The sequence below is a fragment of the Streptomyces ficellus genome, from assembly GCF_009739905.1.
In the GTDB taxonomy this organism is placed as follows: domain Bacteria; phylum Actinomycetota; class Actinomycetes; order Streptomycetales; family Streptomycetaceae; genus Streptomyces; species Streptomyces ficellus_A.
Window position 1 is genome coordinate 6,593,421 of sequence record NZ_CP034279.1, and the last position, 21,500, is coordinate 6,614,920.

General features: G+C 73.6%; 24 protein-coding genes and 1 pseudogene. 10 read left to right on the forward strand and 15 right to left on the reverse strand.

Going from position 1 to position 21,500, the window contains the following annotated elements; genetic code table 11:
• Entirely contained in the window at positions 1 to 2,061 is a 2,061-nt protein-coding gene (locus EIZ62_RS29640; protein WP_156695737.1) for a DUF4139 domain-containing protein, read from the reverse strand.
• Positions 2,062 to 2,240: 179 nt separating this feature from the next.
• Between EIZ62_RS29640 and EIZ62_RS29645 the strand changes: the two genes are divergently transcribed.
• From EIZ62_RS29645 to EIZ62_RS32625, 4 genes are all read left to right on the forward strand, one after another.
• Positions 2,241 to 3,101, forward strand: coding sequence for an ABC transporter ATP-binding protein (locus tag EIZ62_RS29645; RefSeq protein ID WP_156695738.1), 861 nt, complete (start codon positions 2,241 to 2,243; stop codon positions 3,099 to 3,101).
• Positions 3,098 to 4,075, forward strand: a complete 978-nt coding sequence (locus EIZ62_RS29650) for an iron-siderophore ABC transporter substrate-binding protein (RefSeq protein WP_156695739.1) — start codon at positions 3,098 to 3,100, stop codon at positions 4,073 to 4,075. Before EIZ62_RS29645 ends, EIZ62_RS29650 begins: the two co-directional genes overlap by 4 nt.
• Positions 4,076 to 4,079: 4 nt before the next feature.
• Positions 4,080 to 6,149 carry an iron ABC transporter permease gene (locus tag EIZ62_RS29655; protein ID WP_156695740.1) on the forward strand — a complete coding sequence of 690 codons (2,070 nt, stop codon included), beginning with the start codon at positions 4,080 to 4,082 and terminating at the stop codon, positions 6,147 to 6,149.
• A 410-nt stretch (positions 6,150 to 6,559) separates the two neighbouring features.
• Entirely contained in the window at positions 6,560 to 7,867 is a 1,308-nt protein-coding gene (locus tag EIZ62_RS32625; protein WP_244376019.1) for a NucA/NucB deoxyribonuclease domain-containing protein, read from the forward strand.
• Between the two features lie 48 nt (positions 7,868 to 7,915).
• Here the strand turns inward: EIZ62_RS32625 and EIZ62_RS29665 are convergent, their stop codons facing one another.
• The 9 genes and pseudogenes from EIZ62_RS29665 to EIZ62_RS33000 form a co-directional block, all read right to left on the reverse strand.
• Positions 7,916 to 8,377, reverse strand: a complete 462-nt coding sequence (locus EIZ62_RS29665) for a hypothetical protein (RefSeq protein WP_156695741.1) — start codon at positions 8,375 to 8,377, stop codon at positions 7,916 to 7,918.
• Positions 8,378 to 8,487: 110 nt separating this feature from the next.
• The gene (locus tag EIZ62_RS29670) at positions 8,488 to 9,633 is read right to left on the reverse strand and encodes an RNA polymerase sigma factor (protein WP_156696660.1); all 1,146 of its coding nucleotides are present in this window, start codon (positions 9,631 to 9,633) and stop codon (positions 8,488 to 8,490) included.
• 8 nt (positions 9,634 to 9,641) lie between these two features.
• Positions 9,642 to 10,049: a YciI family protein gene (locus EIZ62_RS29675; protein WP_156695742.1), complete on the reverse strand. Its 408-nt coding sequence runs from the start codon at positions 10,047 to 10,049 to the stop codon at positions 9,642 to 9,644.
• A 126-nt stretch (positions 10,050 to 10,175) separates the two neighbouring features.
• Positions 10,176 to 10,505 (reverse strand): STAS domain-containing protein, encoded by a 330-nt coding sequence (locus EIZ62_RS29680; RefSeq protein WP_156695743.1) that lies wholly within the window; start codon positions 10,503 to 10,505, stop codon positions 10,176 to 10,178.
• A complete protein-coding gene (locus EIZ62_RS29685) occupies positions 10,502 to 11,845 on the reverse strand; it encodes a PP2C family protein-serine/threonine phosphatase (RefSeq protein ID WP_156695744.1) in 1,344 nt (447 codons plus the stop codon). Before EIZ62_RS29685 ends, EIZ62_RS29680 begins: the two co-directional genes overlap by 4 nt.
• Positions 11,845 to 12,648, reverse strand: coding sequence for an alpha/beta fold hydrolase (locus EIZ62_RS29690; protein ID WP_156696661.1), 804 nt, complete (start codon positions 12,646 to 12,648; stop codon positions 11,845 to 11,847). The genes EIZ62_RS29685 and EIZ62_RS29690 overlap by 1 nt, the downstream gene beginning before the upstream one ends.
• A 92-nt stretch (positions 12,649 to 12,740) precedes the next feature.
• Positions 12,741 to 12,893, reverse strand: a complete 153-nt coding sequence (locus tag EIZ62_RS32055; RefSeq protein ID WP_167536439.1) for a DUF6126 family protein — start codon at positions 12,891 to 12,893, stop codon at positions 12,741 to 12,743.
• Between the two features lie 129 nt (positions 12,894 to 13,022).
• A complete protein-coding gene (locus tag EIZ62_RS29695) occupies positions 13,023 to 13,277 on the reverse strand; it encodes an EF-hand domain-containing protein (RefSeq protein ID WP_156696662.1) in 255 nt (84 codons plus the stop codon).
• Positions 13,278 to 13,515: 238 nt separating this feature from the next.
• Positions 13,516 to 13,842, reverse strand: a pseudogene (locus EIZ62_RS33000) (phosphatase PAP2 family protein); the annotation flags it as partial.
• Between EIZ62_RS33000 and EIZ62_RS32060 the strand changes: the two are divergent.
• Complete coding sequence (locus EIZ62_RS32060; protein ID WP_167536288.1) at positions 13,742 to 14,122, forward strand: RodZ family helix-turn-helix domain-containing protein; 381 nt, start codon at positions 13,742 to 13,744, stop codon at positions 14,120 to 14,122. The pseudogene EIZ62_RS33000 and the gene EIZ62_RS32060 sit on opposite strands and share 101 nt — an antisense overlap.
• An 18-nt stretch (positions 14,123 to 14,140) precedes the next feature.
• Here the strand turns inward: EIZ62_RS32060 and EIZ62_RS29705 are convergent, their stop codons facing one another.
• A complete protein-coding gene (locus EIZ62_RS29705) occupies positions 14,141 to 15,058 on the reverse strand; it encodes a YihY/virulence factor BrkB family protein (RefSeq protein ID WP_156695746.1) in 918 nt (305 codons plus the stop codon).
• A 235-nt stretch (positions 15,059 to 15,293) separates the two neighbouring features.
• On the opposite strand from EIZ62_RS29705, the gene EIZ62_RS29710 reads away from it, so the two are divergent.
• Positions 15,294 to 15,764: a hypothetical protein gene (locus EIZ62_RS29710; RefSeq protein ID WP_156695747.1), complete on the forward strand. Its 471-nt coding sequence runs from the start codon at positions 15,294 to 15,296 to the stop codon at positions 15,762 to 15,764.
• Positions 15,765 to 15,792: 28 nt separating this feature from the next.
• On the opposite strand, the gene EIZ62_RS29715 is transcribed toward EIZ62_RS29710, so the two are convergent.
• A complete protein-coding gene (locus tag EIZ62_RS29715; RefSeq protein WP_156695748.1) occupies positions 15,793 to 17,238 on the reverse strand; it encodes a serine/threonine-protein kinase in 1,446 nt (481 codons plus the stop codon).
• A gap of 173 nt (positions 17,239 to 17,411) precedes the next feature.
• On the opposite strand from EIZ62_RS29715, the gene EIZ62_RS29720 reads away from it, so the two are divergent.
• Positions 17,412 to 17,813, forward strand: a complete 402-nt coding sequence (locus EIZ62_RS29720; RefSeq protein WP_156695749.1) for a thiol-disulfide oxidoreductase DCC family protein — start codon at positions 17,412 to 17,414, stop codon at positions 17,811 to 17,813.
• A gap of 31 nt (positions 17,814 to 17,844) precedes the next feature.
• Here the strand turns inward: EIZ62_RS29720 and EIZ62_RS29725 are convergent, their stop codons facing one another.
• The 3 genes from EIZ62_RS29725 to EIZ62_RS29735 are packed head-to-tail and all read right to left on the reverse strand — an operon-like array spanning position 17,845 to position 19,634.
• Positions 17,845 to 18,231, reverse strand: coding sequence for a barstar family protein (locus EIZ62_RS29725; protein ID WP_156695750.1), 387 nt, complete (start codon positions 18,229 to 18,231; stop codon positions 17,845 to 17,847).
• A gap of 54 nt (positions 18,232 to 18,285) precedes the next feature.
• Positions 18,286 to 18,744, reverse strand: coding sequence for an SRPBCC family protein (locus EIZ62_RS29730; protein ID WP_156695751.1), 459 nt, complete (start codon positions 18,742 to 18,744; stop codon positions 18,286 to 18,288).
• On the reverse strand, positions 18,732 to 19,634 hold the full coding sequence (locus EIZ62_RS29735) for an RNA polymerase sigma-70 factor (protein WP_156695752.1): 903 nt from the start codon (positions 19,632 to 19,634) through the stop codon (positions 18,732 to 18,734). The genes EIZ62_RS29730 and EIZ62_RS29735 overlap by 13 nt, the downstream gene beginning before the upstream one ends.
• 197 nt (positions 19,635 to 19,831) lie before the next feature.
• Between EIZ62_RS29735 and EIZ62_RS29740 the strand changes: the two genes are divergently transcribed.
• The 3 genes from EIZ62_RS29740 to EIZ62_RS29750 all read left to right on the forward strand — a co-directional run bounded on the left by EIZ62_RS29740 (position 19,832) and on the right by EIZ62_RS29750 (position 21,391).
• Positions 19,832 to 20,269, forward strand: a complete 438-nt coding sequence (locus EIZ62_RS29740; protein WP_156695753.1) for a DUF6003 family protein — start codon at positions 19,832 to 19,834, stop codon at positions 20,267 to 20,269.
• Between the two features lie 29 nt (positions 20,270 to 20,298).
• Positions 20,299 to 20,496, forward strand: coding sequence for a hypothetical protein (locus EIZ62_RS29745; protein ID WP_156695754.1), 198 nt, complete (start codon positions 20,299 to 20,301; stop codon positions 20,494 to 20,496).
• Positions 20,497 to 20,563: 67 nt separating this feature from the next.
• Positions 20,564 to 21,391 (forward strand): arylamine N-acetyltransferase family protein, encoded by an 828-nt coding sequence (locus EIZ62_RS29750; RefSeq protein ID WP_156695755.1) that lies wholly within the window; start codon positions 20,564 to 20,566, stop codon positions 21,389 to 21,391.
• Positions 21,392 to 21,500: the final 109 nt, after the last annotated feature.

The following is a 21,500-nucleotide window of genomic DNA, read 5'->3' on the forward strand; positions in this document are numbered from 1 at the left end:
TCAGCTCCTGCGGTTGCCGCCGGCCAGGGTCTTGCCGGCCGGGATGCGGATCTCGTAGCCGCCGTCGAGTGAGGCGGTGCCCCCGGCGGGCAGGCCGACCCGCCACAGGCGGGTGCCCGGGGCGTGGTGCTCGGGCCCGGCGCCCGCCTCGGGCGTCGTCCAGTCGGCCCGTTCCTCGATCCGGACGTCCGGCTCGGAGGTGACGGGTACGCGCTCGCGCACCTCGACGGTGACGGGCGTCGCGAGCCGGTTGGCCAGTTCCACGTGGACGCGGTGGTCCAGCACGGTGGTGCCGCCCCGCAGCCCGGCGGCCGACTCGTGGAGGTTCGTGCGCCGGGTGACCCGGATGCCCTCGGCGGGCCCGAGACCCACCCGGCGGACCGCGCCGGGCGGCAGGGTGGGCAGCGCGGCGGTCAGCAGGTGGTCGTCGTCGACGGTCACCTCCACCGGACCGGCCAGCAGGGCCTGGTCCGTGGCGTTGGACAGCACCAGCGTCGCGTACACGGTCTGCTCCACGGACGGCACGCACAGGTACTCGGTGTGCAGGCCGACCGGGATCTCGGTGACCGTGACGGTGTGCCAGGTGCCGTCCGAGGGGATGTCGGCGCGCGCGGCGGCGTCGTACCGGTGGTCGAAGGAGCCCGCCGACTCGCGGGGCCGCACGGCGTGCCCGGGCAGCGGCAGCGCGGCCACCGCTTCGGCGCGGCGGCGGTGTTCGGTCGCCACCGGGTCGAAGGGGGCGTCGGGGAACAGCCGGCCCCTGCGGGCCGCCTGCTCGTCGGCGCCGCTCAGGACGAGGGCCGCGTAGTCGAGTTCGGCGCCGCTGGGCCGCGGCGGGCCGGGCACGGGCGGCGGCCCCGGTACGGGGGGCGGGGACGGCGCGGCGCCGGGTGCGGCGGGCGCGAGCCCGGCCGGTGCGGTGGGCGGCCTGCCACCCGTGCGCGCCCGGGCGCCCGGCCTCGCCTGGGCGGGGGGCGCGGCGGCGAAGGGCGCGCCGTAGGGCGCCGGGGCGGCAGCCGCCATGGCGGGCGGCGGGGGCGGTGCTCCATAACCCTGCGGCGCCGGGGGCGGAGGCGGGGGTGGGGGAGGGGCGCCACCGGCGGCCACCGCCACCGGCCCGGCCGTTGCCGGAGCGGGGCGCGGGCCGGCTGTGTCGTACCCGGAGAACAGGTCGGCCAGCCCGGCCGGGGGTTCGCGCCAGCCGGACGGCGCGGGGGCGGGCTGACGGCGTCCGATCCGCATCGAGCGCAGCCGTGGCAGATCGGTGCGGCGCCGCAGATCGGCGGTGGCCAGGGCGACGCGCACCCCCGTCCAGTCCTCGCCGGTGCGCTGGGCGACCGAGGCGCGCAGCACCAGACGGCCACTGCCGTCGCCCTGCCGGTGGGTGAGGCGGTACGCCGGTACCCACACCGCGCCCGGCACGCCGTACTCCAGCTCCAGCTCCACCTCCGCGTCACCGGCCCCGTCGAGGGTGAGCACCGCGCAGACCGTGGTCTCCACGTGCGCCGCAGGGGCGTCGGTGGAGGCGCGGGCCAGCCGGTCCTCGGCCAGGGCCAGCTCGTGCCGGGTGCCGCGGAGCTCCTCCTCCAGTTCGGCGAGGCGGGCGTGAAGCGTCGTCAGCCGGTCGTCGACGAAATCGGCCAGCTCCAGCCACGCGTCGACCGGGGTGCGGCGGTGCGGGTCGTCGCGCCTGCGGGCCGGCGGCACCGGGTGCAGGGCGCCGACCTCCGCGATCAGCCCCAGCTGCCGGTCGCGGCGCCCCTCGGCGGCCGCGTACGCGTCGCGCAGCCGCTCGGCCTCGCCCCGCAGGGCATGGGACGTGTCCGCGTCGAGCGGCTCCGCCCCGACCTCCACCCGGGCCCCGGTGACGCGCACCCCGTCGGCGCCGAGGACGCGGACCCGCAGCGAACCGGGGTCCAGGGAGCGGGGCAGCCCCGCGACGCGCACCCGGCCGTCCGGCGGCACGCAGCCCTTGGCGAGGCGGCGGCAGAGCGCGCCCCGCGCGTACACCACCACCGAGTCGAGGACCGATTCCCACTTCGGTGCCGTACCAGCCGTCATGTGCCGCCCCCCGCCGCATCCGTGCTGAGCGAAGCCTACGCCCGCTCCGCGCGGTGTCCCCGGCGAGCCCCGGAACCGGTGCCGGACGCGGGTAGGCAGAGTTTGGCGGGAATTCGCCTTGCGTCCCGACAGGGGGACCCCCTGTCGAGATCTTCTAAGGTTAGGCTAACCTGCGTCGCGTGCATGCAGGTGAAGAGTTCTCCGAAGCCACCCGCTCCCGCGGCCACGAACTGTCGGCCACCGGAGTCACCGTGGCGTACGACGGCGTCGACGTCGTCCACGACGCGGCGGTGACGCTGCGCCCCGGCGCCGTGACCGTCCTCGTGGGCCCCAACGGCAGCGGCAAGTCCACGCTCCTGCGGACCATCGCACGGCTCCAGCGGCCCAGGACCGCCCAGCTCGTCCTGGACGGCGCCACCGACGGCCTCGCCCTGAGCCCCCGTGAGTTCTCCCGGCACGTCGCCCTGCTGACCCAGGGACGGCCCACCCCCAGCGGGCTGACCGTACGGGACGTCGTCGAGTTCGGCCGCTACCCCTACCGGGGCCGCTGGGGCAGGACCGACCCGGACGGACCCGCCGCCGTGGACCGCGCGCTCGCGATGACCGGCGTCACGGAACTCGCCGACCGCGGGGCCGAGCACCTCTCCGGCGGCCAGCTCCAGCGCGTCTGGCTCGCCGGCTGCCTCGCCCAGGAGACCGGCGTCCTGCTCCTCGACGAACCCACCACCTACCTCGACCTGCGCTACCAGGTCGAACTCCTCGACCTGATGCGCGACCTCGCGGACGACCACGGCATCGCCGTCGGCGCCGTCCTGCACGACCTCGACCAGGCCGCGGCCGTGGCCGACCGGATCGTCCTGCTCTGCGCGGGACGCGTCACCGCCGACGGCCTCCCCGAGGACGTCCTCACGGCCGAACGCCTCACCAGCACCTACGGCATCCGCATCGAGGTCGACACCGACCCCCTCACCGGCCGGCTGCGCACCCGCGCCATCGGCCGCCACCACTCGCGAAGCGAAAGGCTCAGCACCACCTCATGAGACGCCTCCTCCTGCCCGCCGCGGCCCTCGCCGCCACCGCCCTCACCCTCACCGCCTGCGGCACCACCGAACCCGCCGCCGACGACGCCAAGAAGTCCACCGGGAGCATCACGCTCACCGACGCCTCGGGCCAGAAGGTGCAGCTCGACGGCCCCGCCAAGAAGGTCGTCGGCACCGAGTGGAACGTCGTCGAGAGCCTGATCTCGCTGGGTGTCGACCCGGTCGGCGTCGCCGACGTCAAGGGCTACAAGACCTGGAACACCGCCGTCCCGCTGAAGAACGAGCCCAAGGACGTCGGCATGCGCGGCGAGCCGAGCATGGACACCATCGCCTCGCTCAAGCCCGACCTCATCGTCGCCACCACCGACCTCCCGCCCGCCGCCGTGAAGCAGCTGCGCAAGGTCGCCCCCGTCCTGAACGTCCAGGCCGCCGACGCCGCCGACCCGATCGGCCGCATGACCGGCAACCTGGACCTGCTCGCCAAGGCCACCGGCACCACGGAGAAGTCCGAGAAGCTCAAGAAGGACTTCGGGGCGAAGCTCGCCGAGGGCAACAAGGCCCTCGCCGCCGCCGGTTTCGCCGGGACGAAGTACGCCTTCGCCGACGGCTACGTCGTCTCCAACCAGGTCTCGATCCGGCCCTACACCAGCGGCTCCCTCATCGGCGCCGTCAACGAGAAGCTCGGCCTGAAGAACGCCTGGACCGTCAAGGGTGACCCGGCCTACGGCCTCGCCGCCACCGACGTCGAGGGCCTCACCAAGCTCGGCGACGTCCAGTTCGCCTACATCGGCAGCGACGGCGACAAGAACAGCACGCCGTTCACCGGCGTCCTGGCCAAGGACAAGGTGTGGACGTCCCTGCCGTTCGTCAAGAAGGGCAACGTCCACCGCCTCCCCGACGGCATCTGGATGTTCGGCGGCCCCGAGTCGATGAACCGCTACGTCGACACCGTCGTCGCCGCCCTGACGAAGTAGCACCATGGCCGTCACCGCAACCACCCCCGCCACCCGTCCCGCGGCGGCCCCGTCCACGTCGGGCGCGGCCGCGGTGACGGCCGCACTGGTCCTCCTCGCCGCCGCCCTCGCGGCCGTCGACATCACCCAGGGCACCGCCGCCGTCGGCGCCCCCGAGGTGTGGAAGGCGCTCACCGGAGGGGCCGACCCCTCCGACGCGTCCGTCGTCATCGCATCCCGGCTGCCGAGGGTGGCCGCCGGGCTGCTCATCGGCGCCCTGCTCGGCGTCGCCGGCACCGCCCTCCAGGCGGTCAGCCGCAACATCCTCGCCTCACCCGACACCCTCGCCGTCAACGCGGGCTCCTACTTCGCCCTCGGCCTCGTCGCCGCCACCGGACTCTCGCTCCCGCTGCTGGCCTCCTCCGGCGTCGCGTTCGCCGGCGGCCTCGCCGCGGCGGCCGTCGTCCTCGGCCTCTCCGGACTGGGCACCGGCACCGTCCGGCTCGTCCTCGCGGGCAGCGCGCTCACCCTCGGCCTCACCGCCGTCACCGAGGGCCTGTTCCTGCTGATCCCTCAGGCGACCGAGGGCATCTACGAGTGGAACCAGGGAAGCATCGCGCAGAACGGGTTCGACGGCGTGCTCCAGATGGCGCCGGTCGGCCTGGCCGGCCTCGCCGGACTGCTGCTCCTCGCCCGCCGGATCGACGCCCTCGCCCTGGGCGACGACGCGGCGCGCGGCCTCGGCGTCCCGGTCCGCGCCACCCGGGTCACCGCCGTCGTGCTCGCCGCCCTGCTCTCCACCGCCGCCGTCACGCTCGCGGGCCCCGTCGGCTTCGTCGGCCTGTGCGCGCCGGCGGTCCTGCGCTTCCTGGCCCGCAGGTTCCGGGCGTTCAACCGGACCCGCCTGGGCCTGCCCGTCGCCGGGCTCATCGGCGTGATCCTGGTACTCGGCTCGGACGTGCTGCTGCGCATCCTGGTGCCGGCCGACGTGGCCGTCGCCGTACCGACCGGTGTCGTCACCAGCCTCGTCGGCGCCGTGTTCCTGATCGTCCTGGCGACCCGGACCAAGGACACCGCCGGGGCCGACCCGGCGGACCGGCTCCGCATCCGCGGCCGGGCCGCCTTCCTCGCCACCACGGGCGTCCTCGTCGCCGCCCTCGTCGGCGTGACCATCGCCGCCGTCCTGCTCGGCGACACCAAACTGCTGCTCGGCGACGTGGCGAACTGGGCCCAGGGACGGGCCGGCCGGACCACCACGTTCGTCCTCGACACCCGGGTGCCCCGGGTGCTCGCCGCGCTGCTCGCGGGCGCGGCGCTCGGCCTGGCCGGGACGCTCGTCCAGGCCGTGACCCGCAACCCCCTCGCCGAACCGGCCGTCCTGGGCGTCTCCCACGGCGCGGCGCTCGGCGCCGTACTCCTCGTGACGACCGTGCCCGCGGCCGGATCGTGGGGTGTGGCGGGAGCCGCCTTCGCGGGCGCCGGCGTCAGCTCCCTCGTCGTCTTCGGGCTGGCCGCCCGGGGCGGGTTCCAGCAGAACCGGCTCGTCCTCGTCGGCTTCGGCGTCGCCATGGGCTCCGCCGCGCTGATCAGCCTGCTCATCATCCTCACCGACCCGTTCAACGCCACCAAGGCCCTCACCTGGCTGTCGGGCTCCACCTACGGGCGGACCCTGCCCGACGTGGCGCCCCTCGCGGCCGTGTTCACCGCCGGCGCGGTCTGGGCGTTCGTACGGCGCACCGAACTCGACCTGGTGTCGCTGGACGAGGACACCCCCCGGCTCCTCGGCATCAACCTGGGGCGGGGCCGCCTCGGCTTCCTCGCCCTGAGCGTCACGCTCAGCGGCACCGCGGTCGCCGCCGCGGGCACGATCGGCTTCGTCGGACTCGTCGCGCCGCACGCCGCCCGCGCCCTGGTGGGCCGTCAGCACGCGCGCGTGGTGCCGGTCGCCGTGCTCGTCGGTGCCGTCCTGGTGTGCACCGCGGACCTCGTGGGCCGCACCGTGATCGCCCCCGCCCAGCTCGGCGCCGGCCTGATGACCGCGGTCATCGGCACGCCGTACTTCCTCTACCTGCTCGTCCGCACCCGCCGCTCATAGGTGGGCCGGCTTCGGTCGGCTCGGTACTCGTCCAGGAGAGGGAAGAACTGCTCCATGAGCGGCGCATGGGTGGCCTCAGCCGCCCGCTCGGTCTCAACAGCCCAGCGCAGTGCTCGGATACGCCATGCCTAGGCACTTCCACACCACGCAAGGAAGGCTCCGCTGTTCGGCCAAGCGTGCTGCTGTTCCAGCCAGTCCGGACGAATCGGCACAGGATGCGTTCACCAGTTCGATAGTTGTGGAGGTGACCACGAGCCGGGATGTCCCGGCTCGGATGACCCGGGGGTACACCTATGCGGCATTTAGGGGTCCGTCACGTCCGTACCAAGGCGTCGGCGGTACTCGCCACGGCTGCGTTACTGCCGTCACTGTCATTCGCCCAGGCGAGCGCGAGTGATGACGATGTGCGAGTGGAGTCCTACGTCCTGCCGGTCGGGGCGGACAAACCGACGTTGGAGGAGTTACAAGCTGAAGGCGGCATAGCCCGCTTGCAGCGACTGGCCGAGTCGTGGGAACCCGCTGTACAGCTTGCTGCGGAGACGGTGGGGCCAGCAGCGTCATTCGCCCCGGTGGCCGAGCAGACGTCCCGCTTGGTCGCCAAGGCCGAGGACGGCGAGGGGGCGGCCGATGTGGCAGCGGGGTCTGTGTATCCGGAGCCGGCCCGGACGATGACCTACGAGGAATGCAGGAACGGGCTGGGCGCGGACAAGAAGTTCTTCATCAAGTCCAGGTTCGCGGTGTGTTCCGGGGCGACATTTCTCCAGACGTGGTTCCGGAACAACCGTCCCGTCGGTGAAAGTATGTTCAACGTACGCACCGTGGGAACGATTGCCGCCCACAGCAGGGAGATCAAGTTCCAGTACTACTTCACCGAGATGCAGAGTACAGGCCAGACCGCTACTTCGGGTATGAAGATCACGACAACCGGGGCTATGCCGAAGAGTTGGCCCGCGGGCGTGAAGTACGACCTTGGTGGAAACCTGCCCAAGGCCGCGAAGAGCTTCGACGAGCTGAAGTTGGCACGAACATACCTGCACACCGTCAACGCCAAGCCCGGACAGGGCAGTAGCGGTAGCACCGACCTGGTCTTCACCGCCTACGAACCGTCGATCTCCATCACTGCGCCGGCTGGGTGGCGGCTGGGCGGAGCGCTCAGTGGCAAGCTGTTCATGCTGGCTCCGCGCTGGGACGCAGCTCCATACCTGGCCAACTCCACCGGCGGAGGGAACCCTGCCAAGAAGGGTGCCGCGACGTTCAGCTACCTGCCCACGCTGGCGTACAGCGCCAAGGCGGGCGCGCCCGAGCGGGCGGTGGCCGAACACCTCAGGACGGCTTTCACCAACCCGGGCGATACCAAGCCCGAGATGGCAGCGAAGAAGGTGGCTGGGCAGGTGGCGAACGAACCCTTGCACCGGCTCGTCGACCCCAAGCGGAAGGAGGAGAATCGCAAGGCCGCAGTCAAGCAGTGCAAGCGCTACTGGGGCGACAACTACAGCCAGGGGGCGACTCGCGAGTGCGACGAGTACCCCTTCGCGACGACCTATGAAGGCGCCGCACAGCCCGACTACGACGGGGACGCCAGGAAGTTCAACTTCTCGGTCAAGCCGGTGGCCAAGGAAGACAACGGGGCCGCAGGAAGCCTGCTGCTCGGCTTCTACGCCAAGAACAGGCTGATAGACGGCCTTGAGGACGGATTCCTCGTGCAGATCACGTCGTGAGCCCATGACAGAGGGGGGCGGCCGCACCATCGGCCGCCCCTGTCCGCGTCAAGACCGCTTAGGCCAGAACTGGACCAGGTACTTCTCCGCTCCCTTCGCGGTACCCGTTTCCAGTGACAGACGCTCGGCCTCGGCGCGGCCGGTGCAGCTCGCCCTCACGCGCCACAGGCCAGGGCTGAGGACGATCAACTCGTCCGTACGGCCAAGACTCATCGACCAGACGGCCACTTGACCACTGACCGATTCGAATTCGACCTCTCCTTGCTCATCCCAGTGGGTGCCCGTCAGTTCTGGTGCGGGCCCGTCCCACACCTCCACCGTCACCGCGGCCGTGTGAGTGTGGCCGGCGCTGAAGAAATCGATACGCCCAGGATGGGCGCTGAGGAATGTCCCGAAGTCGTACGCATCCGGATAGGGCACCGGCAGGGCAGCGTCGTCGGACTCCTGGAAACTGAAGCTGTGATAGCCCACATCGGCATCGAGGCACTGACGTCGAATCAGTTTCGTCATATCCCCTCCACACATCAGCCGTCGACACTGGATCCTAGACAAGCACGACCTCTCTGGGCTCTAGGCCAGGGAGCCCCGCCCGCCCTTCGAGCGGACGTCCGCGCCCACCGTCAGGGCGACCGCCGGGCGTTGAGCCGGGCGGCCTGGCGCGTCAGGTGGTCGCGCTCGGCGAGGTTGGGCGCCCGGAGGGCCGCCTCGGCGTACAGCCGAGCCGCCGTCGCCAGGTTGCCGTCCCGCTCGTGGAGGTACGCCGCCACGGCGGTACGGCGGGGCAGCGCGGCCTCCACGCCGGCCAGCGCCGCCAGGCCCGCGCGCGGCCCGTCGGCCTCCCCGACCGCGACCGCGCGGTTGAGCCGGACGACCGGGCTGTCGGTCAGGCGCATCAGCTCGTCGTACCACTCGACGATCTGCACCCAGTCGGTCTCCTCGGCGGTCGGCGCGTCGGCGTGCAGCGCCGCGACGGCGGCCTGCGCCTGGAACTCGCCCAGCCGGTCGCGGGCCAGGGCCGCCTGGAGGATCCCGACCCCCTCGCTGATCAACGCGGTGTCCCACCGCCCCCGGTCCTGCTCGGCGAGCGGCACCAGGCTGCCGTCGGGCGCGGTCCGGGCGGCCCGCCGGGCGTGGTGGAGCAGCATGAGGGCGAGCAGCCCCGCCGGCTCGGGGTGGTCGACCTGGACGGCGAGCCGCCGGGTGAGCCGGATGGCCTCGGCGGCGAGGTCGACGTCGCCCGAGTAGCCCTCGTTGAAGACGAGGTACAGGACGCGCAGCACGGTGGCGACGTCACCGGGCCGGTCGAGAGGGGCGCCGGAGACCGTGCGCTTGGCCCGGCTGATCCGCTGCGCCATGGTGGCCTCGGGCACCAGGTAGGCCTCGGCGATCTGGCGGGTGGTGAGCCCGCCGACGGCGCGCAGGGTGAGCGCCACCGCCGACGCCGGGGTCAGCGACGGGTGGGCGCACAGGAAGTAGAGCTGGAGCGTGTCGTCCGCCGCGGGCGCCGGGCCGGGCGCCGGTTCCCGCTCGACGCGGACCTCGCGCCGGCGGCGGGCGGTGTCGGCGCGCGCCGCGTCCAGGAACTTGCGCCAGGCCACGGTGACCAGCCAGCCCGCGGGGTCGTGCGGCCGGTCGGCCGGCCAGACCCGGACCGCCTCGACCAGCGCGTCCTGCACGGCGTCCTCGGCCGCCGGGAAGTCGGCTCCGCGGCGGACGAGGGCGGTGATGGCGCGCGGGGTGAGGCTCCTGAGCAGGGCCTCGTCCATCGGTGCCGTCACTCCGTGACGTTGGGCCGCACACCGTAGAACGGACGCACCTCAAGCCACTCGTGGATCGGCTTGCCGTCCTTCCCCGGCGCGGCCGACAGCTCCCCGGCCAGCTCGACGGCGCGGTCGTAGCCGTCGACGTCGATGATCATCCAGCCGGCGATCAGGTCCTTGGTCTCCGCGAACGGCCCGTCGGTGACCGGCGGGCGCCCCTCGCCGTCGTAGCGGACCCACGCCCCCTCGGGGGCCAGCGCCTGACCGTCGACGAACTCGCCGGTCTTCTCCAGCCGGGCCGCGAAGTCGTTCATGTACTGCATGTGTGCCGAGATCTCCTCCGGCGTCCACCGGTCCATCGGCACGTCGTTGACCGGAGCCGGGGCGCCGCGGTAGTGCTTCAGCAGCAGGTACTTCGCCATCGTGGTTCTCCTCGGTGCTCGTGCGACCCATTGTGGTCGCGTTCACCCCGGGGACGGAGCCGGACGCGGGTTCTCGACATCGCCGTACGAGGTTTTCCCGGATTCTTTCGGTGGCCCGCGCGGGGGTCAGCCGTCGGCGCCGGCGTCGCGGATGGTGAAGACCTGGTCCAGGCCGACGATGCCGAGGACGCGCAGGGTGTTGGAGGGGACGGCGCTCAGGACGATGTCGGCACCGGCGGCGTGGGCGTGGTGGCGGGCGGCGAGGAGGGCGGTGATGCCGCTGGAGTCGCAGAACGAGAGCCCGGACAGGTCGATCACCAGGCACTGGCCCGGGCTCAGCTCCAGCCGGCCGACCTGCTGCCGCAGGGCGGTGGCCTGTTCGTAGTCGAGTTCGCCGGCCACGTGCAGGACCGGTCCGGTCGCGGCGTCACGGCGGGTGATGTTCAGCGGGCTCATCGTGGGCGCTTCGGGTTCGGGTGGACGGGGGGACGGGACGCGGGGACTCCGAGGGCGAGCAGGGCGGTGTCGTCCTCCAGACCGTCGCCGAAGCCCTGGATCAGGCCGGTGAGCGCGGTGACCGTCTCCTGCGGTGTGGCGGGGGCGTGCCCGGCGGCGAACGCGCGCAGCGCCTCCTCGCCGTACAGGTCGGTGCGGCCGGGGCCGGTCCGGGCCTCGGTGAGACCGTCGGTGTACAGCAGCAGGGTGTCGCCCGGGGCGAGCACGGTCCGCGCGGTGCCGACCGGGGCGTTCGGCAGGATGCCGATCAGCAGCCCGCCGGGCGTGGGCAGGTAGTCGGCGCGGCCGTCGGCCCGCAGCACCAGCGCCGGCGGGTGTCCGCCGGAGGCGATGCGCACGGTCGTGGGCTCGTCCCCGGTGCCGGGCTCGACGACGCCGAAGATCGCGGTGCAGTAGCGGGGATCGCCGCCGGCGGCGTACCGGTCGTGCAGCACGGTGTTCAGCGTCGCCAGCGCCGTGGCGGGCTCCGGGTCGTGGAGGGCGGCGGCCCGCAGGGTGTAGCGGGTCAGCGAGGTGAGGGAGGCGGCTTCCGGGCCCTTGCCGCACACGTCGCCGAGGAAGAACGCCCAGCGCTTGCCGTCGATCGGGAACAGGTCGTAGAAGTCGCCGCCGAGGCGGTCGGCGGAGGCGGTGTGGTAGTGGACGGCCGTCTCCAGGCCCGGCACCGGAGGCAGTGAGGACGGTACGAGCGACTGCTGCAGCACGGCCAGCGCGTCGGCCAGCCGTGCCCGGTCGGCCTCGGCCTGCCGGCGCGCCTCCTCGGCCTCCGCGCGCGCCCGGTCCGCGTCGGCGCGGGCCTGCTCGGCGTCCCGGCGGCGGCGCAGCAGCTCCTCCTCGTAGGCCCGGCGGTCGGAGGCGTCGAAGACGGTGGTGCGGATGAGCAGTGGTTCGCCCTCGGTGCCGTACTTGACCAGGGAGGACACCAGGACCGGCAGCCGGCCGCCGGACTGCTTCCTCATCTCCAGGGCTATGCCGCGCAGCTCGCCCTGCATGCGCAGCAGCGGCGCGAAGTGCGTCTCGTGGTACAGCTTCCCACCCACGGTGAGCAGATCGGCGAAACGCATCCGCCCCACGACGTCCTCGCGCCGCAGACCGAGCCACTGCAGCAGCGTGGCGTTGATCTTGGCGACGGTGCCGTCCATCAGCGTGGAGAGGTAACCGCAGGGAGCGGACTCGTACAGGTCGTCGGCGCTGTCCTCCAGCAGGGCGGTGAAGGACGCGTCCGTGCTCGCGTCGTCCCCGGTGTCGGCGGGCTCCGGCACGCCACCGGCGCGGCACATCACTGACGCGACTCCAGGAAGGCGAGGATCGCTTCCGTGGTGGCCTCCGGGGCGCTCAGCTGCGGGCAGTGTCCGGTGGCGTCGAGGGTGACCAGGCGGGACGAGGGGATCGCGGCGTGCACGTACGCGCCGACCTCGCGGGGCGCGATCGCGTCCTGGGAGCACTCCAGCACCAGGGTCGGCACCGTCACGCCCTTCAGGTCGTCGCGGCTGTCGGACAGGAAGGTGGTGCGGGCGAACACCCGGGCGATGTCGGGGTCCGTGGCGCAGAAGCTGTTGGTCAGTTCCTGCCCGAGTTCCGGCCGGTCCGGGTTGCCCATGATCACCGGAGCCATGGCGGCGGACCACCCCAGGTAGTTCGACTCCAGGGACTCCAGCAGCTCGTCGATGTCCGCCGCGGTGAAACCGCCGCGGTAGCCCTCGTCGTCGATGTAGCAGGGGGAGGGGCCCACCATCACCAGCGCCCCGATGCGCTCGGGCGCGGCCTGCGCGGCGAGCACGCCGACCATGGCGCTGACGGAGTGCCCGACGAACACGGCCTCCTCCAGCTCCAGGGCCTCGCACACCTCGACCACGTCACGGGCGTACCCGTCCAGGGAGGCGTACCGCTCCGGGTCCCAGGCCGACAGGTCCGAGCCGCCGGCGCCGACGTAGTCGAACAGCACCACCCGGTACCGCTCGGACAGCGCGGGGACGACCAGCCGCCACATGTTCTGGTCGCAGCCGAACCCGTGCGCCAGCACCACCACGGGCGCGGAGGCCGGGCCGGTGACGGTCACGTTGTTCCTGCGGCAGATGTCCATGCCCGTCATCCTCGCATCCTTCGCAACACGCTCAACAGGCGGTTCACCGGACCCGCACACCTCAGGCCGGGGTTCCCGGTCCACGGCGGCGCCTACCGGGAGCCCATCTCGAACAGGAAGTAGAGGAAGGCGGCGAAGACGTGTCCCGCCACGACATAGGCGAAGATCCGGAGGACGAACCCCCGGGGGAACCGGCCGTCCCCCCGCTCGACGCCGGTGTCCGCACGAGCCGGGTCACGCGTCATGACCGCCACCTTCCGCCGGGCCCGGGCCGGTCACCCGGGTCATACCGCCATTGGGCCAGGTCGCTGCCCCGGAGGCAAAAAAATTGCCCGACAGGCAAAAGCCGGGGCGGGACCGGTGCGGGCGTGCGCTCACCGCCAGCCGAAGCGGCGGTCCACCACCGCGGCGAACTCCTCCAGGCTAAGGACCGTGTCGCCGTTCTGGTCGGCGGTGTCGAACAGCGCGGACGAGTCGTCCGCGTCACCGAGGCCCCAGATCGGCAGATCACCCGACGCCGCCAGGGACGGACCCTTCGTCCGCAGCGCGACGATCACCTCTTCCCGGGTCAGGGTCCCGTTGTGGTCGAGGTCGAGCGCCTCGAACAGCTTGCGGGCCTTGTCGCTGATCACGTGTTCCCCGTCTCTTCCCCTCGGTGGGCGGGCCGGTCCGCCCGTCCACGTACCAGAACGCGCCCTGCCCCCGCCCGGTTCCCCACCACCCGGCCGGCGCGTACGGGGCCACCGCCCGCGTCCGCCGCGGCGCGTACGCCCCACGCGACACAGGGCTGCGCCCCAGGAGCAGCGCGTGTGCCAGCACGAGCAGCACGACGGCGCCGTTGACCAGGCCCGCGACCACGTCGCTCGGATGGTGCATCCCCCGGTAGAGCCGGGACACCGCCACCGCCGGCGGTACGAGGAGCAGCAGCCCGGCCGCGACGTACCGCCACGGGCCGCGCAGCCGGGTGACCACGAGCGTGGCCAGTCCTCCGTAGAGCGCGAGCGACGCGCCGGCGTGCCCGGACGGGAAGCTGGAGGTCGGCGGGGCCGGATCGAGCCGCTCCACCTCCGGCCGCGAGCGGTCCACGCACACCGTGACCAGCAGGAAGAGGGCCGACTGCGCGGTGACCGACGCCCCGAGGAAGAGCGCGTCCCGCCACCGCGGCGCACGCGGCAGCACGACCAGCGCGACCACGCAGACACCCGTGACACCGATGACGGCCCCGGTCGAGGCCGCGGACGTCAGCCACTCCGACACGGCCGTCGCCACCGCCGTACGCCGCCCCGCGAACCAGACGCCGACCGCGCCCTCCGCCGCGAACGGCCACCACCCCGCCGCCGGACCGGTGACCACCAGCCCCGCCCCCACCATCAGCACGCCCCACACCGGCAGCCACACCAGAAGGCCCAGCCGTCCGGCCGCCCCACCGCTTCCGCTCGTCATGGCCGACGTATTGCCCCACACGCCCGCGTGAACCGCGAGGACGGGCGATTCAGGCCGCCGGGGTCCGGTCCGGGGAGCACGGATCCGGGCCCCGAGGCCGCCCGCCCCGCGCGAGTTCGGCGTTGAACTGCGCGCCCGCCAGCAGCACCACGTGGGAGACCCACAACCAGACCAGGAACGCCACCACCCCGGCCAGCGACCCGTACAGCCGGTTGTACGTCGCGACGTGCGCCGCGTAGAAGGCGAACCCCGCCGACGCGAGCAGCCACAGCAGCACCGCGAGCGTCCCGCCGGCCACCGTCCGCCGCACCCCTCGCGCCTCGGGCGGCCCGGACCGGAACAGCAGCAACACCAGCGCGACCACCACCACGAACAGCAGCGGCCACCTCAGACCCGCCCACACCAGCGCGGCCTCATGGTCCGTCCCCGTACCCCGGCCGATCGCCCGGGCGACCCGCTCGGCGGCCGTCAGCGTCACCACACCACTGACGAGCAGGGCCAGCACCGCCAGCGCCCGCAGCAGGATGGCGGGAAACGTCCGCCACGCCGGCCGGCAGTCCGGAACGCCGTACATGGCGTGCAGCGCGCGCCGGAAGACGGCCAGGTAGCTGGAGGCGGACCACAGCGCGGCACCGCCGGTGAGCACCACCAGCACCCAGCGGACCGACGGGTCCTCCTGCGGGGCGCCCAGCGCCTGCGTCAGCACCGGGCGGGCCGCCTTCGGCACGAACGCCCCCAACTGCGCGACGACCTCCTGGGGCGAGCCCGTGCCGAGCAGCGCCAGTGAGAAGACGATCACCAGCAGCGCCGGGAAGACCGCCAGGACCGCGTAGTACGTCAACGCCGCCGCCCAGTCGGTCAGGTCGTCCTCCCACACGGCTACCGGCGTACGGGCCAGCGCCCTGCCGTACGCCCCGGGTTCGCGCCCTCCGGCCGCCGCACCGTCCGCGGGGACACCGATCGTCATGAGAACACCGCTCCACCCGCTCCGTTCCGGCCCCGCCACCATCCGGCCGCCGCACCCCGGGCGGCGGCCGGCAGGGGTCCCCTTCCTGCTGCCCCGCGACGGCCGCGGCACGCCCCGGCGGGGGAGCGGAAGGCCGCGCGGGGGCGGAGCCGCCCCGGTGGCCGGGGCCCGCCCCGGGTGCCAAGCTGGAGCCGCCCGCGCCGGGCACCCGTGGCCCATCACAGTGAGTCGACGCATGGACATCGAGCTGACGTACGACGCGTTCGGCACCCGACTGCGCGGCATCGGGGGCGTGGAGATCACCTACGACCTGCTGGGCAGCCGCCCCCGCACGCTCGGCTCCTGGCGTCTGGAGTACGACACGCTGGGCTCCCGGCTGCGCGCCGTGGGCCCCACCGGCATCACCTACAGCCGATGGGCCGGCCTGCCCCGGACCGTCGGCCGCTGGGACTGCGAACACAGCCGGTTCGCCGCCCGCCTGCTGCGCATCGGCCCCTACGAGCTGGCCTATGACCGCCACGGCAGCCGGGTCCGTGCCGTCGGGCCGCTGGGCATCGACTACGACCGTCTCGGTAGCCGTGCCGCCCGCGTCAGCCTCCAGGGCGGGGCGGAGGCACTGCCACTGTCGGCCGACCACCTGCTGGTGCTCTACCTCACGCTGTACTGGCAGGAGGAGAAGTGGCGGGAGCAGCAGGCCCGGAGATGACCCCGGGAGATGACCCCGGCTTGCACCGTCACCGGTGAGCCTTCGCCTTCGCCTTCACCTGCCGTACCGAACCGGGCTCGGCGTCGTCGCGCACCGCGTGCTTGCCCGGTTTGCCGTGCTTTGCGTGCTTGCCGTGCTTGCCCCGGGACCCCTGGCTGCCCTGCCCGTCCTGGTCGCCCGCGCGGGTCGACGCGGCGGGCTCCGTCGCGGGGTACGCGGCGGACTGTGTACCGGGCTGCGCCGGGACCGGGCGGGGCATCGTGCGGGGCGTCGTTCCCGCTCCGGGTGGGGTGCCGGGTGCGGTGGTGCCGGGCCCCGGGTCGGGCTTCGTCGCCGACGGGCGGGCCGGCTCGGCGGCGGCGTTCGCCCGCCCGTCACCCGCGGCGCCGATCGAGCCGGTGAGCCCCACCCCGAGCGCGGCCAGGGCGGCACCCGCCGACAGCAGGGCCCGGCCGCCACGGCGTGCCCCGGGGCCGGATGCGGGGACACGCGCGGGTGTCGTCACCCGGCCGTCGCGCCCGGCCCGCCCCTCAAGAGCATCCGGCTCGGGGAAGGCATCCGGCCCCGGAAGGGCGTCCGGCCCCGGTCGTCCGGGCACGCCGACGCGGGCGACCGGCGCCGGGGCCGGCACCGGTCGCGCATCGTCCTCGGGCGCCGCGACGGCCAGGGCTCGCGCGCAGGTCCGGGCGTCCGGCCTGCGGTGCTCGTCCACCTCCGTCATGGCCTCCAGCAGCTCGGCGAGCGGGGCCGGCAGACCCGGCGGGAGGACCGGGGGCCGGTGGAGGCGGGCGATCGCGGCCTCCAGCGGGGCGCCGTCGTACTCCAGCTCGCCCTTCATCGACTCGAGGAGCACCAGGCCCAGGCTGTAGATGTCGGCCGCCGGTCCCGCGCCCTTGCCCAGCACCTGCTCCGGGGACATGTACGCGGCCGTCCCCACCAGCGCGCCGGTGACGGTCCGGGCCGTGGTGTCCAGCAGCCTGGAGATGCCGAAGTCCGTCAGGTGCGGGACGTCCGTCTCGTCCAGCAGGATGTTCGCGGGCTTGACGTCGCGGTGCACGACACCGGCCGCGTGCACGTGGGCCAGCGCCGAGGCCAGGGCGGACCCGATCCGGCACGCCTCGGTGGGCGTCAGCGGGGACGCGGCGATACGGCGGCGCAGGGTGGTCCCCCTGATCAGCTCCATCACCAGGTACGGCGTGCCGTCCTCCCGGCCCGAGTCGTACACGGTGATCAGCCCCGGGTGCTGCAACCGGGCCAGCAGGCGGCCCTCGCTGTCGAAGTGGTCCTCCGTCCCGGCCTCGCCGTCCGGGCGGAAGACCTTCACCGCGACCGGCCGCCGCAGGCGCAGATCCAGGCCCTCGTACACATCCGCCGCGCCTCCCCGGCCCAGCAGATCGTCGAGCCGGTAGCGTCCGGCCACCACCTGGGCCGTGAGCCGGTGGTCGGGTCGTATCGGCCACGAGCGGACCTTCATCACTGCGCTCCCTGCGTTCTGTTGTCACCTGCCGTCGTCCGCCCGCCCTCGTGTGCACGACCGGTGCATCTTGCCGAGGGCACGCCTGGCCGCCTGGTTGCGAGCACTGGTGGCCCGCCTGCCCCCTCAGCCGCCGGACATCCCTCCGGGACGGGTTCGGCATCATGGGACCCATGCGAACCCGACCCGTGCCGCGCACCCGACCCGTGCTCGTCTTCGACGGTGACTGCGGCTTCTGCACGACGTCCGCGCGGTTCGCCGAGCGCCGCCTGCGGCCCGACTGCGACCTCGTCCCCTGGCAGTTCGCGGATCTGGACGCCCTCGGAGTGACGCCGGAACGCGCCGGCCACGAAGTGCTCTGGGTGACCCCGCCCGGCCGGGTGTACGGCGGAGCCGAGGCGGTCGCGAAGCTCCTGCTGGACGCCGGCGGCGGCTGGGCACCGCTGGGCGCCCTGCTCCTGCTGCCCCCCATCCGGTGGGCCGCCCACGCCGTCTACCGCCTGATCGCGGACAACCGGCACCGCATGCCCGGCGGAACGGCCGCCTGCGCCGTCCCACCGCGCCGCACCCCCTGACGGGCCGGCGACGAGCCCGCTCGTGGCGCGCTCAGCGCAGTCGCAGCACGCCCGGGGCCGCGTCCTCGAAGACCTCCACCAGCCAGTCGAAGACCGTCGGACCCCGGCCGGCCCGGGCGTCGGCCAGCAGGCCGGCGACCGAAGGACGCTGCGTCGGGTGGCAGCGGGCCAGACGCGACTCCAGCCGGCGCGCGGTCTCCTCGTGCCCCAGTGCCTGCCGGGAGCGGGCGTGGTCCCGCCACTCGACGGTGAAGTCCCCGTCGTCCGGCGTGCCGAAGCCGCCCGCGAGGCAGTCGCCGAAGGAGTCGAGACCGCGGCCGAAGTAGCCCCCGGGGCCGTTGACCGCCTCGCCCATCACCCGCCAGAAGTCCTCCAGCGTCCGGATCCGTTCACCGTCCAGTACGTAGGTCGTCGCCATGCGGCGAGGCTAGGCCACGGAGTCCGCCGCCCGCCGCCTGTCGGCCGGGCTGTCTCAGCGGTGGCCGGCCCCGCCCGTGAGCGCCGCGTCGGCGGCCCGCAGGATGTCCCCGAAGACGTGCGCGACGACCGGTTTGGCGAACACCCGCGTCAGAGCGGCGGCGGCGAAGGGCGCCCGCACCTCGAAGGTGGTCGTCCACTCGACGAGGGTGCCGCCGGAGGTCTCGGAGAAGGTCATGCGGCCGAGCCGGTGCCGGGCCGGCGGGAAGCTCCGCTCGACGGTGTAGTCGAAGCCGTACGGCGGGTCGTAGGCGGTGATGCGCTCCCGGAACCGGCCGATCAGCCAGGTGTGGACCCGGACCGCGCCCACCCCGTAGGGCGCGTCGGCGCCCCGCCTGGCGAGGCGGGCCGCCAGGACGTAGGGGGAGCGGGTGTAGTGAGTGGTCGTGGCGCACCAGTCGAACACGTCGGCGACCGGCGCCTCGACGACCCGTCGCACCGTCAGGGTTTCCATGTCTCGTGCCCCTTCCTGCTCAGGAGGCGCGGAGTGACGGCCGCGCCCAGCTTGTGGGGGTTGCCCACCGCGTACATGCCGTGGACCAGGCCGCCCGAGATCTCGAACACCAGCGCCTGGTCGATCCGGTCGCCCACCCGGAACAGCACCGCGGGCAGGGCGTTGCAGCTCGTGATGTCGAACCGGGTACCGGGCGCGCTCCTGCGGGCCACCCCGGCGACGAACCGGGCGACCCGCTCGCGACCCGCCACGGGCCGCCGGGCCGCGCTCACGAGGCCCCCGCCGTCCGAGACGTGCACCACGCCGGGGGCCAGCAGGCTCATCAGCGTCCCGACGTCGCCGGTGCCCGCCGCGCTCAGGAACCGGCCGACGACCTCCCGCGCCGTGCCCGGGTCGTGGTGGAACCGCTTGCGCCGCGCCCGTACGTGCTCGCGCGCCCGGTGCGCGATCTGGCGCACCGTCGCCTCGCTCCTGCCGACCAGCCCGGCCACCTCACGATGGGAGTAGCCGAACACCTCCCGCAGCACGAACACGGCCCGCTCGTCCGGGCCCAGCGTCTCCAGGACCAGCAGCATCGCCATGGACACCGACTCGGCGAGCACCACGTCCTCGCTCACGTCCGGCGCGGTGCGCACCGGCTCGGGCAGCCACGGCCCGACGTACTCCTCGCGCCGCCGCCGCGCCGCCCGCAGATGGTTCAGCGCCTGCCGGGTGACCGTGCGCACCAGATACGCGCGGGGGTGCCCGATGCCCTTCCCGCGCACCGCGTGCCACCGCAGGTAGCTGTCCTGCACCACGTCCTCGGCGTCGGCCGCGCTGCCGAGGATCTCGTAGGCGATCGTGAACAGCAGCGGCCTGCACCCCGCGAAGTCCTCGTCGTCCTCGCTCACTTCCCTTTCCTCCCGCTCGGCACGTTCCCTCGGCCGGGGCTTCCGGCCCGTGCCCACCGTGGAGACACCACCCGTCCGGGAAACGTGACACCGGGCCGGGTGGCCCGCGTCACATCCACCCGAAAGTGCCCGTGGTGACCCGGGCCGAAGCGGGTAAGGAGGACTCCACACGACGACCGTGCCTGAAGGAGACGAGCATGACCGACGACGCCTACCTGTTTCTCGCGGACGGCTCGGTGACCCACCTCGGCGCACCGCTCGCTCTCGTGGGCGACCTGGAATGCCTGGAGACGCCCGCCGTACGGGGCTGGCTCGACGCCCACGGCGTCACGCCCGCCTCCACCGCGCTGCGGCTGCTGCCGCCCGAGGAGACGGGGAGCATCCCCGAGGAGGCGGAGAAGCTGCCGGTGCCCCTGAGCGAGGAGGAGCTGATCCGGCTGCGCCACGCCCTCGCGCCCGGCGCCCTCGCCCGTGTCGAGGACGAGCTGCTGGCCTACCGCGACTGCGCGGGGGAGCGGGACGCGCTGCTCCACCGGGCCGTGGCCGCCGGCGTTCCGCCGCACCGCATCGTCCAACTGACCGGCGAGGAGCCCGAGACGGTGGCCTCCGTGGCCGCCCGGGCGGCGGGCCGCTGAACCGGGCCGGGCAGGGGGACGAGGAGACCATGACGACACCGGAAACGCGCCACAGGCTGGAAGAGATCGAACACCGGCTCGCCGGGCCGACACCCTCACCCATCGAGGGCCAGACCCGCATCCCGCTCACCCGGCCGGCCCCGGCGGACGAGGAGGAGGACGGCGCCCCTACGCCACGACCGGCCGCCCGCCCCCCGCGGCCCGGCACCACCCGGCCCACGACTTAGCGGCGTCCCCCGGGTCCTACGACCGCAGCCGCATGACAGGCGTCCGGGCGGGGCCGAGACTGCCGGTATGAGCACCGTCCGCCCTGTCCGCACCGTCCCGGTCGACACACAGGCCTACCTCCACCGCATCGGCGCCCCGCGCCCCTCCCGACCCGACGCCGGCGCCCTGCGCGAGCTGCACCTGCGCCACCTGCTGGCCGTGCCGTTCGAGAACCTCTCCATCCACCTGGGCGAGGACATCGTGCTGGAGGAGGAGGCGCTGCTCGACAAGGTCGTCAACGCCCGGCGCGGCGGCTTCTGCTACGAGTTGGGCGGCGCCTTCGCGGCGTTGCTGCGCCGGCTCGGCTTCCGCGTCGACCTCCTCCAGGCCCGCACCCTCACCGCCGGGGGCCGCCTGGGCATCCCGTACGACCACATGGCGCTGCGCGTCGGGGCCGCCGACGGCACCGGGCCCTGGCTCGTGGACGTCGGGTTCGGCGACCACAGCCACTACCCGCTCGCCCTGGACGAGCGCGGCGAGCAGCGGGATCCGGGCGGCACCTTCCGCATCGACGAGCTGCCCGGGGGAGACCTCGAGGTCCGGCGGAACGGAGAGGCGCAGTACCGCCTCGAGCCACGGCCCCGCACTTTCGCCGACTTCGAGGCCGGCGCCTGGTACCACCGCACGTCCCCGGCGTCGCACTTCACCCGGTCGTCGGTCTGTTCGCTGCTGACGGAGGACGGCCGGATCACGCTCAGCGGCCGCAAGCTGGTGACGACCACCGCCGGGCGGCGCACGGAACGGATGCTGGAGAGCGACGACGAGACGCTGGCCGCCTACCGCGAGCACTTCGGGATCGTCCTGGACCGGCTGCCTCCCGAGCCGCCGGCATCCCGGCCCCAGGGCCACCGGTAGCGGACGTCCGCTACCGGTGGCCGGAAAGCCTCGGGTCGACCGGATAAACCACGAATGGAGCAAGATCACTGCATTGAGGTAATGGCAACGGCGTGGTGGGGCGAGCCGG

Coding starts and splice junctions, on each gene's coding strand:
- EIZ62_RS29740 (WP_156695753.1), top strand. CDS start 19,832: ATGACCGACGACGCCTACCTGTTTCTCGCGGACGGCTCGGTGACCCAC.
- EIZ62_RS29750 (WP_156695755.1), top strand. CDS start 20,564: ATGAGCACCGTCCGCCCTGTCCGCACCGTCCCGGTCGACACACAGGCC.
- EIZ62_RS29640 (WP_156695737.1), bottom strand. CDS start 2,061: ATGACGGCTGGTACGGCACCGAAGTGGGAATCGGTCCTCGACTCGGTG.
- EIZ62_RS29650 (WP_156695739.1), top strand. CDS start 3,098: ATGAGACGCCTCCTCCTGCCCGCCGCGGCCCTCGCCGCCACCGCCCTC.
- EIZ62_RS29705 (WP_156695746.1), bottom strand. CDS start 15,058: ATGACGATCGGTGTCCCCGCGGACGGTGCGGCGGCCGGAGGGCGCGAA.
- EIZ62_RS29730 (WP_156695751.1), bottom strand. CDS start 18,744: ATGGAAACCCTGACGGTGCGACGGGTCGTCGAGGCGCCGGTCGCCGAC.
- EIZ62_RS29670 (WP_156696660.1), bottom strand. CDS start 9,633: ATGGACGAGGCCCTGCTCAGGAGCCTCACCCCGCGCGCCATCACCGCC.
- EIZ62_RS29725 (WP_156695750.1), bottom strand. CDS start 18,231: ATGGCGACGACCTACGTACTGGACGGTGAACGGATCCGGACGCTGGAG.
- EIZ62_RS29715 (WP_156695748.1), bottom strand. CDS start 17,238: ATGAAGGTCCGCTCGTGGCCGATACGACCCGACCACCGGCTCACGGCC.
- EIZ62_RS29720 (WP_156695749.1), top strand. CDS start 17,412: ATGCGAACCCGACCCGTGCCGCGCACCCGACCCGTGCTCGTCTTCGAC.
- EIZ62_RS29680 (WP_156695743.1), bottom strand. CDS start 10,505: ATGAGCCCGCTGAACATCACCCGCCGTGACGCCGCGACCGGACCGGTC.
- EIZ62_RS29710 (WP_156695747.1), top strand. CDS start 15,294: ATGGACATCGAGCTGACGTACGACGCGTTCGGCACCCGACTGCGCGGC.
- EIZ62_RS29685 (WP_156695744.1), bottom strand. CDS start 11,845: ATGTGCCGCGCCGGTGGCGTGCCGGAGCCCGCCGACACCGGGGACGAC.
- EIZ62_RS29675 (WP_156695742.1), bottom strand. CDS start 10,049: ATGGCGAAGTACCTGCTGCTGAAGCACTACCGCGGCGCCCCGGCTCCG.
- EIZ62_RS29690 (WP_156696661.1), bottom strand. CDS start 12,648: ATGGACATCTGCCGCAGGAACAACGTGACCGTCACCGGCCCGGCCTCC.
- EIZ62_RS29665 (WP_156695741.1), bottom strand. CDS start 8,377: ATGACGAAACTGATTCGACGTCAGTGCCTCGATGCCGATGTGGGCTAT.
- EIZ62_RS29745 (WP_156695754.1), top strand. CDS start 20,299: ATGACGACACCGGAAACGCGCCACAGGCTGGAAGAGATCGAACACCGG.
- EIZ62_RS29655 (WP_156695740.1), top strand. CDS start 4,080: ATGGCCGTCACCGCAACCACCCCCGCCACCCGTCCCGCGGCGGCCCCG.
- EIZ62_RS32055 (WP_167536439.1), bottom strand. CDS start 12,893: ATGACGCGTGACCCGGCTCGTGCGGACACCGGCGTCGAGCGGGGGGAC.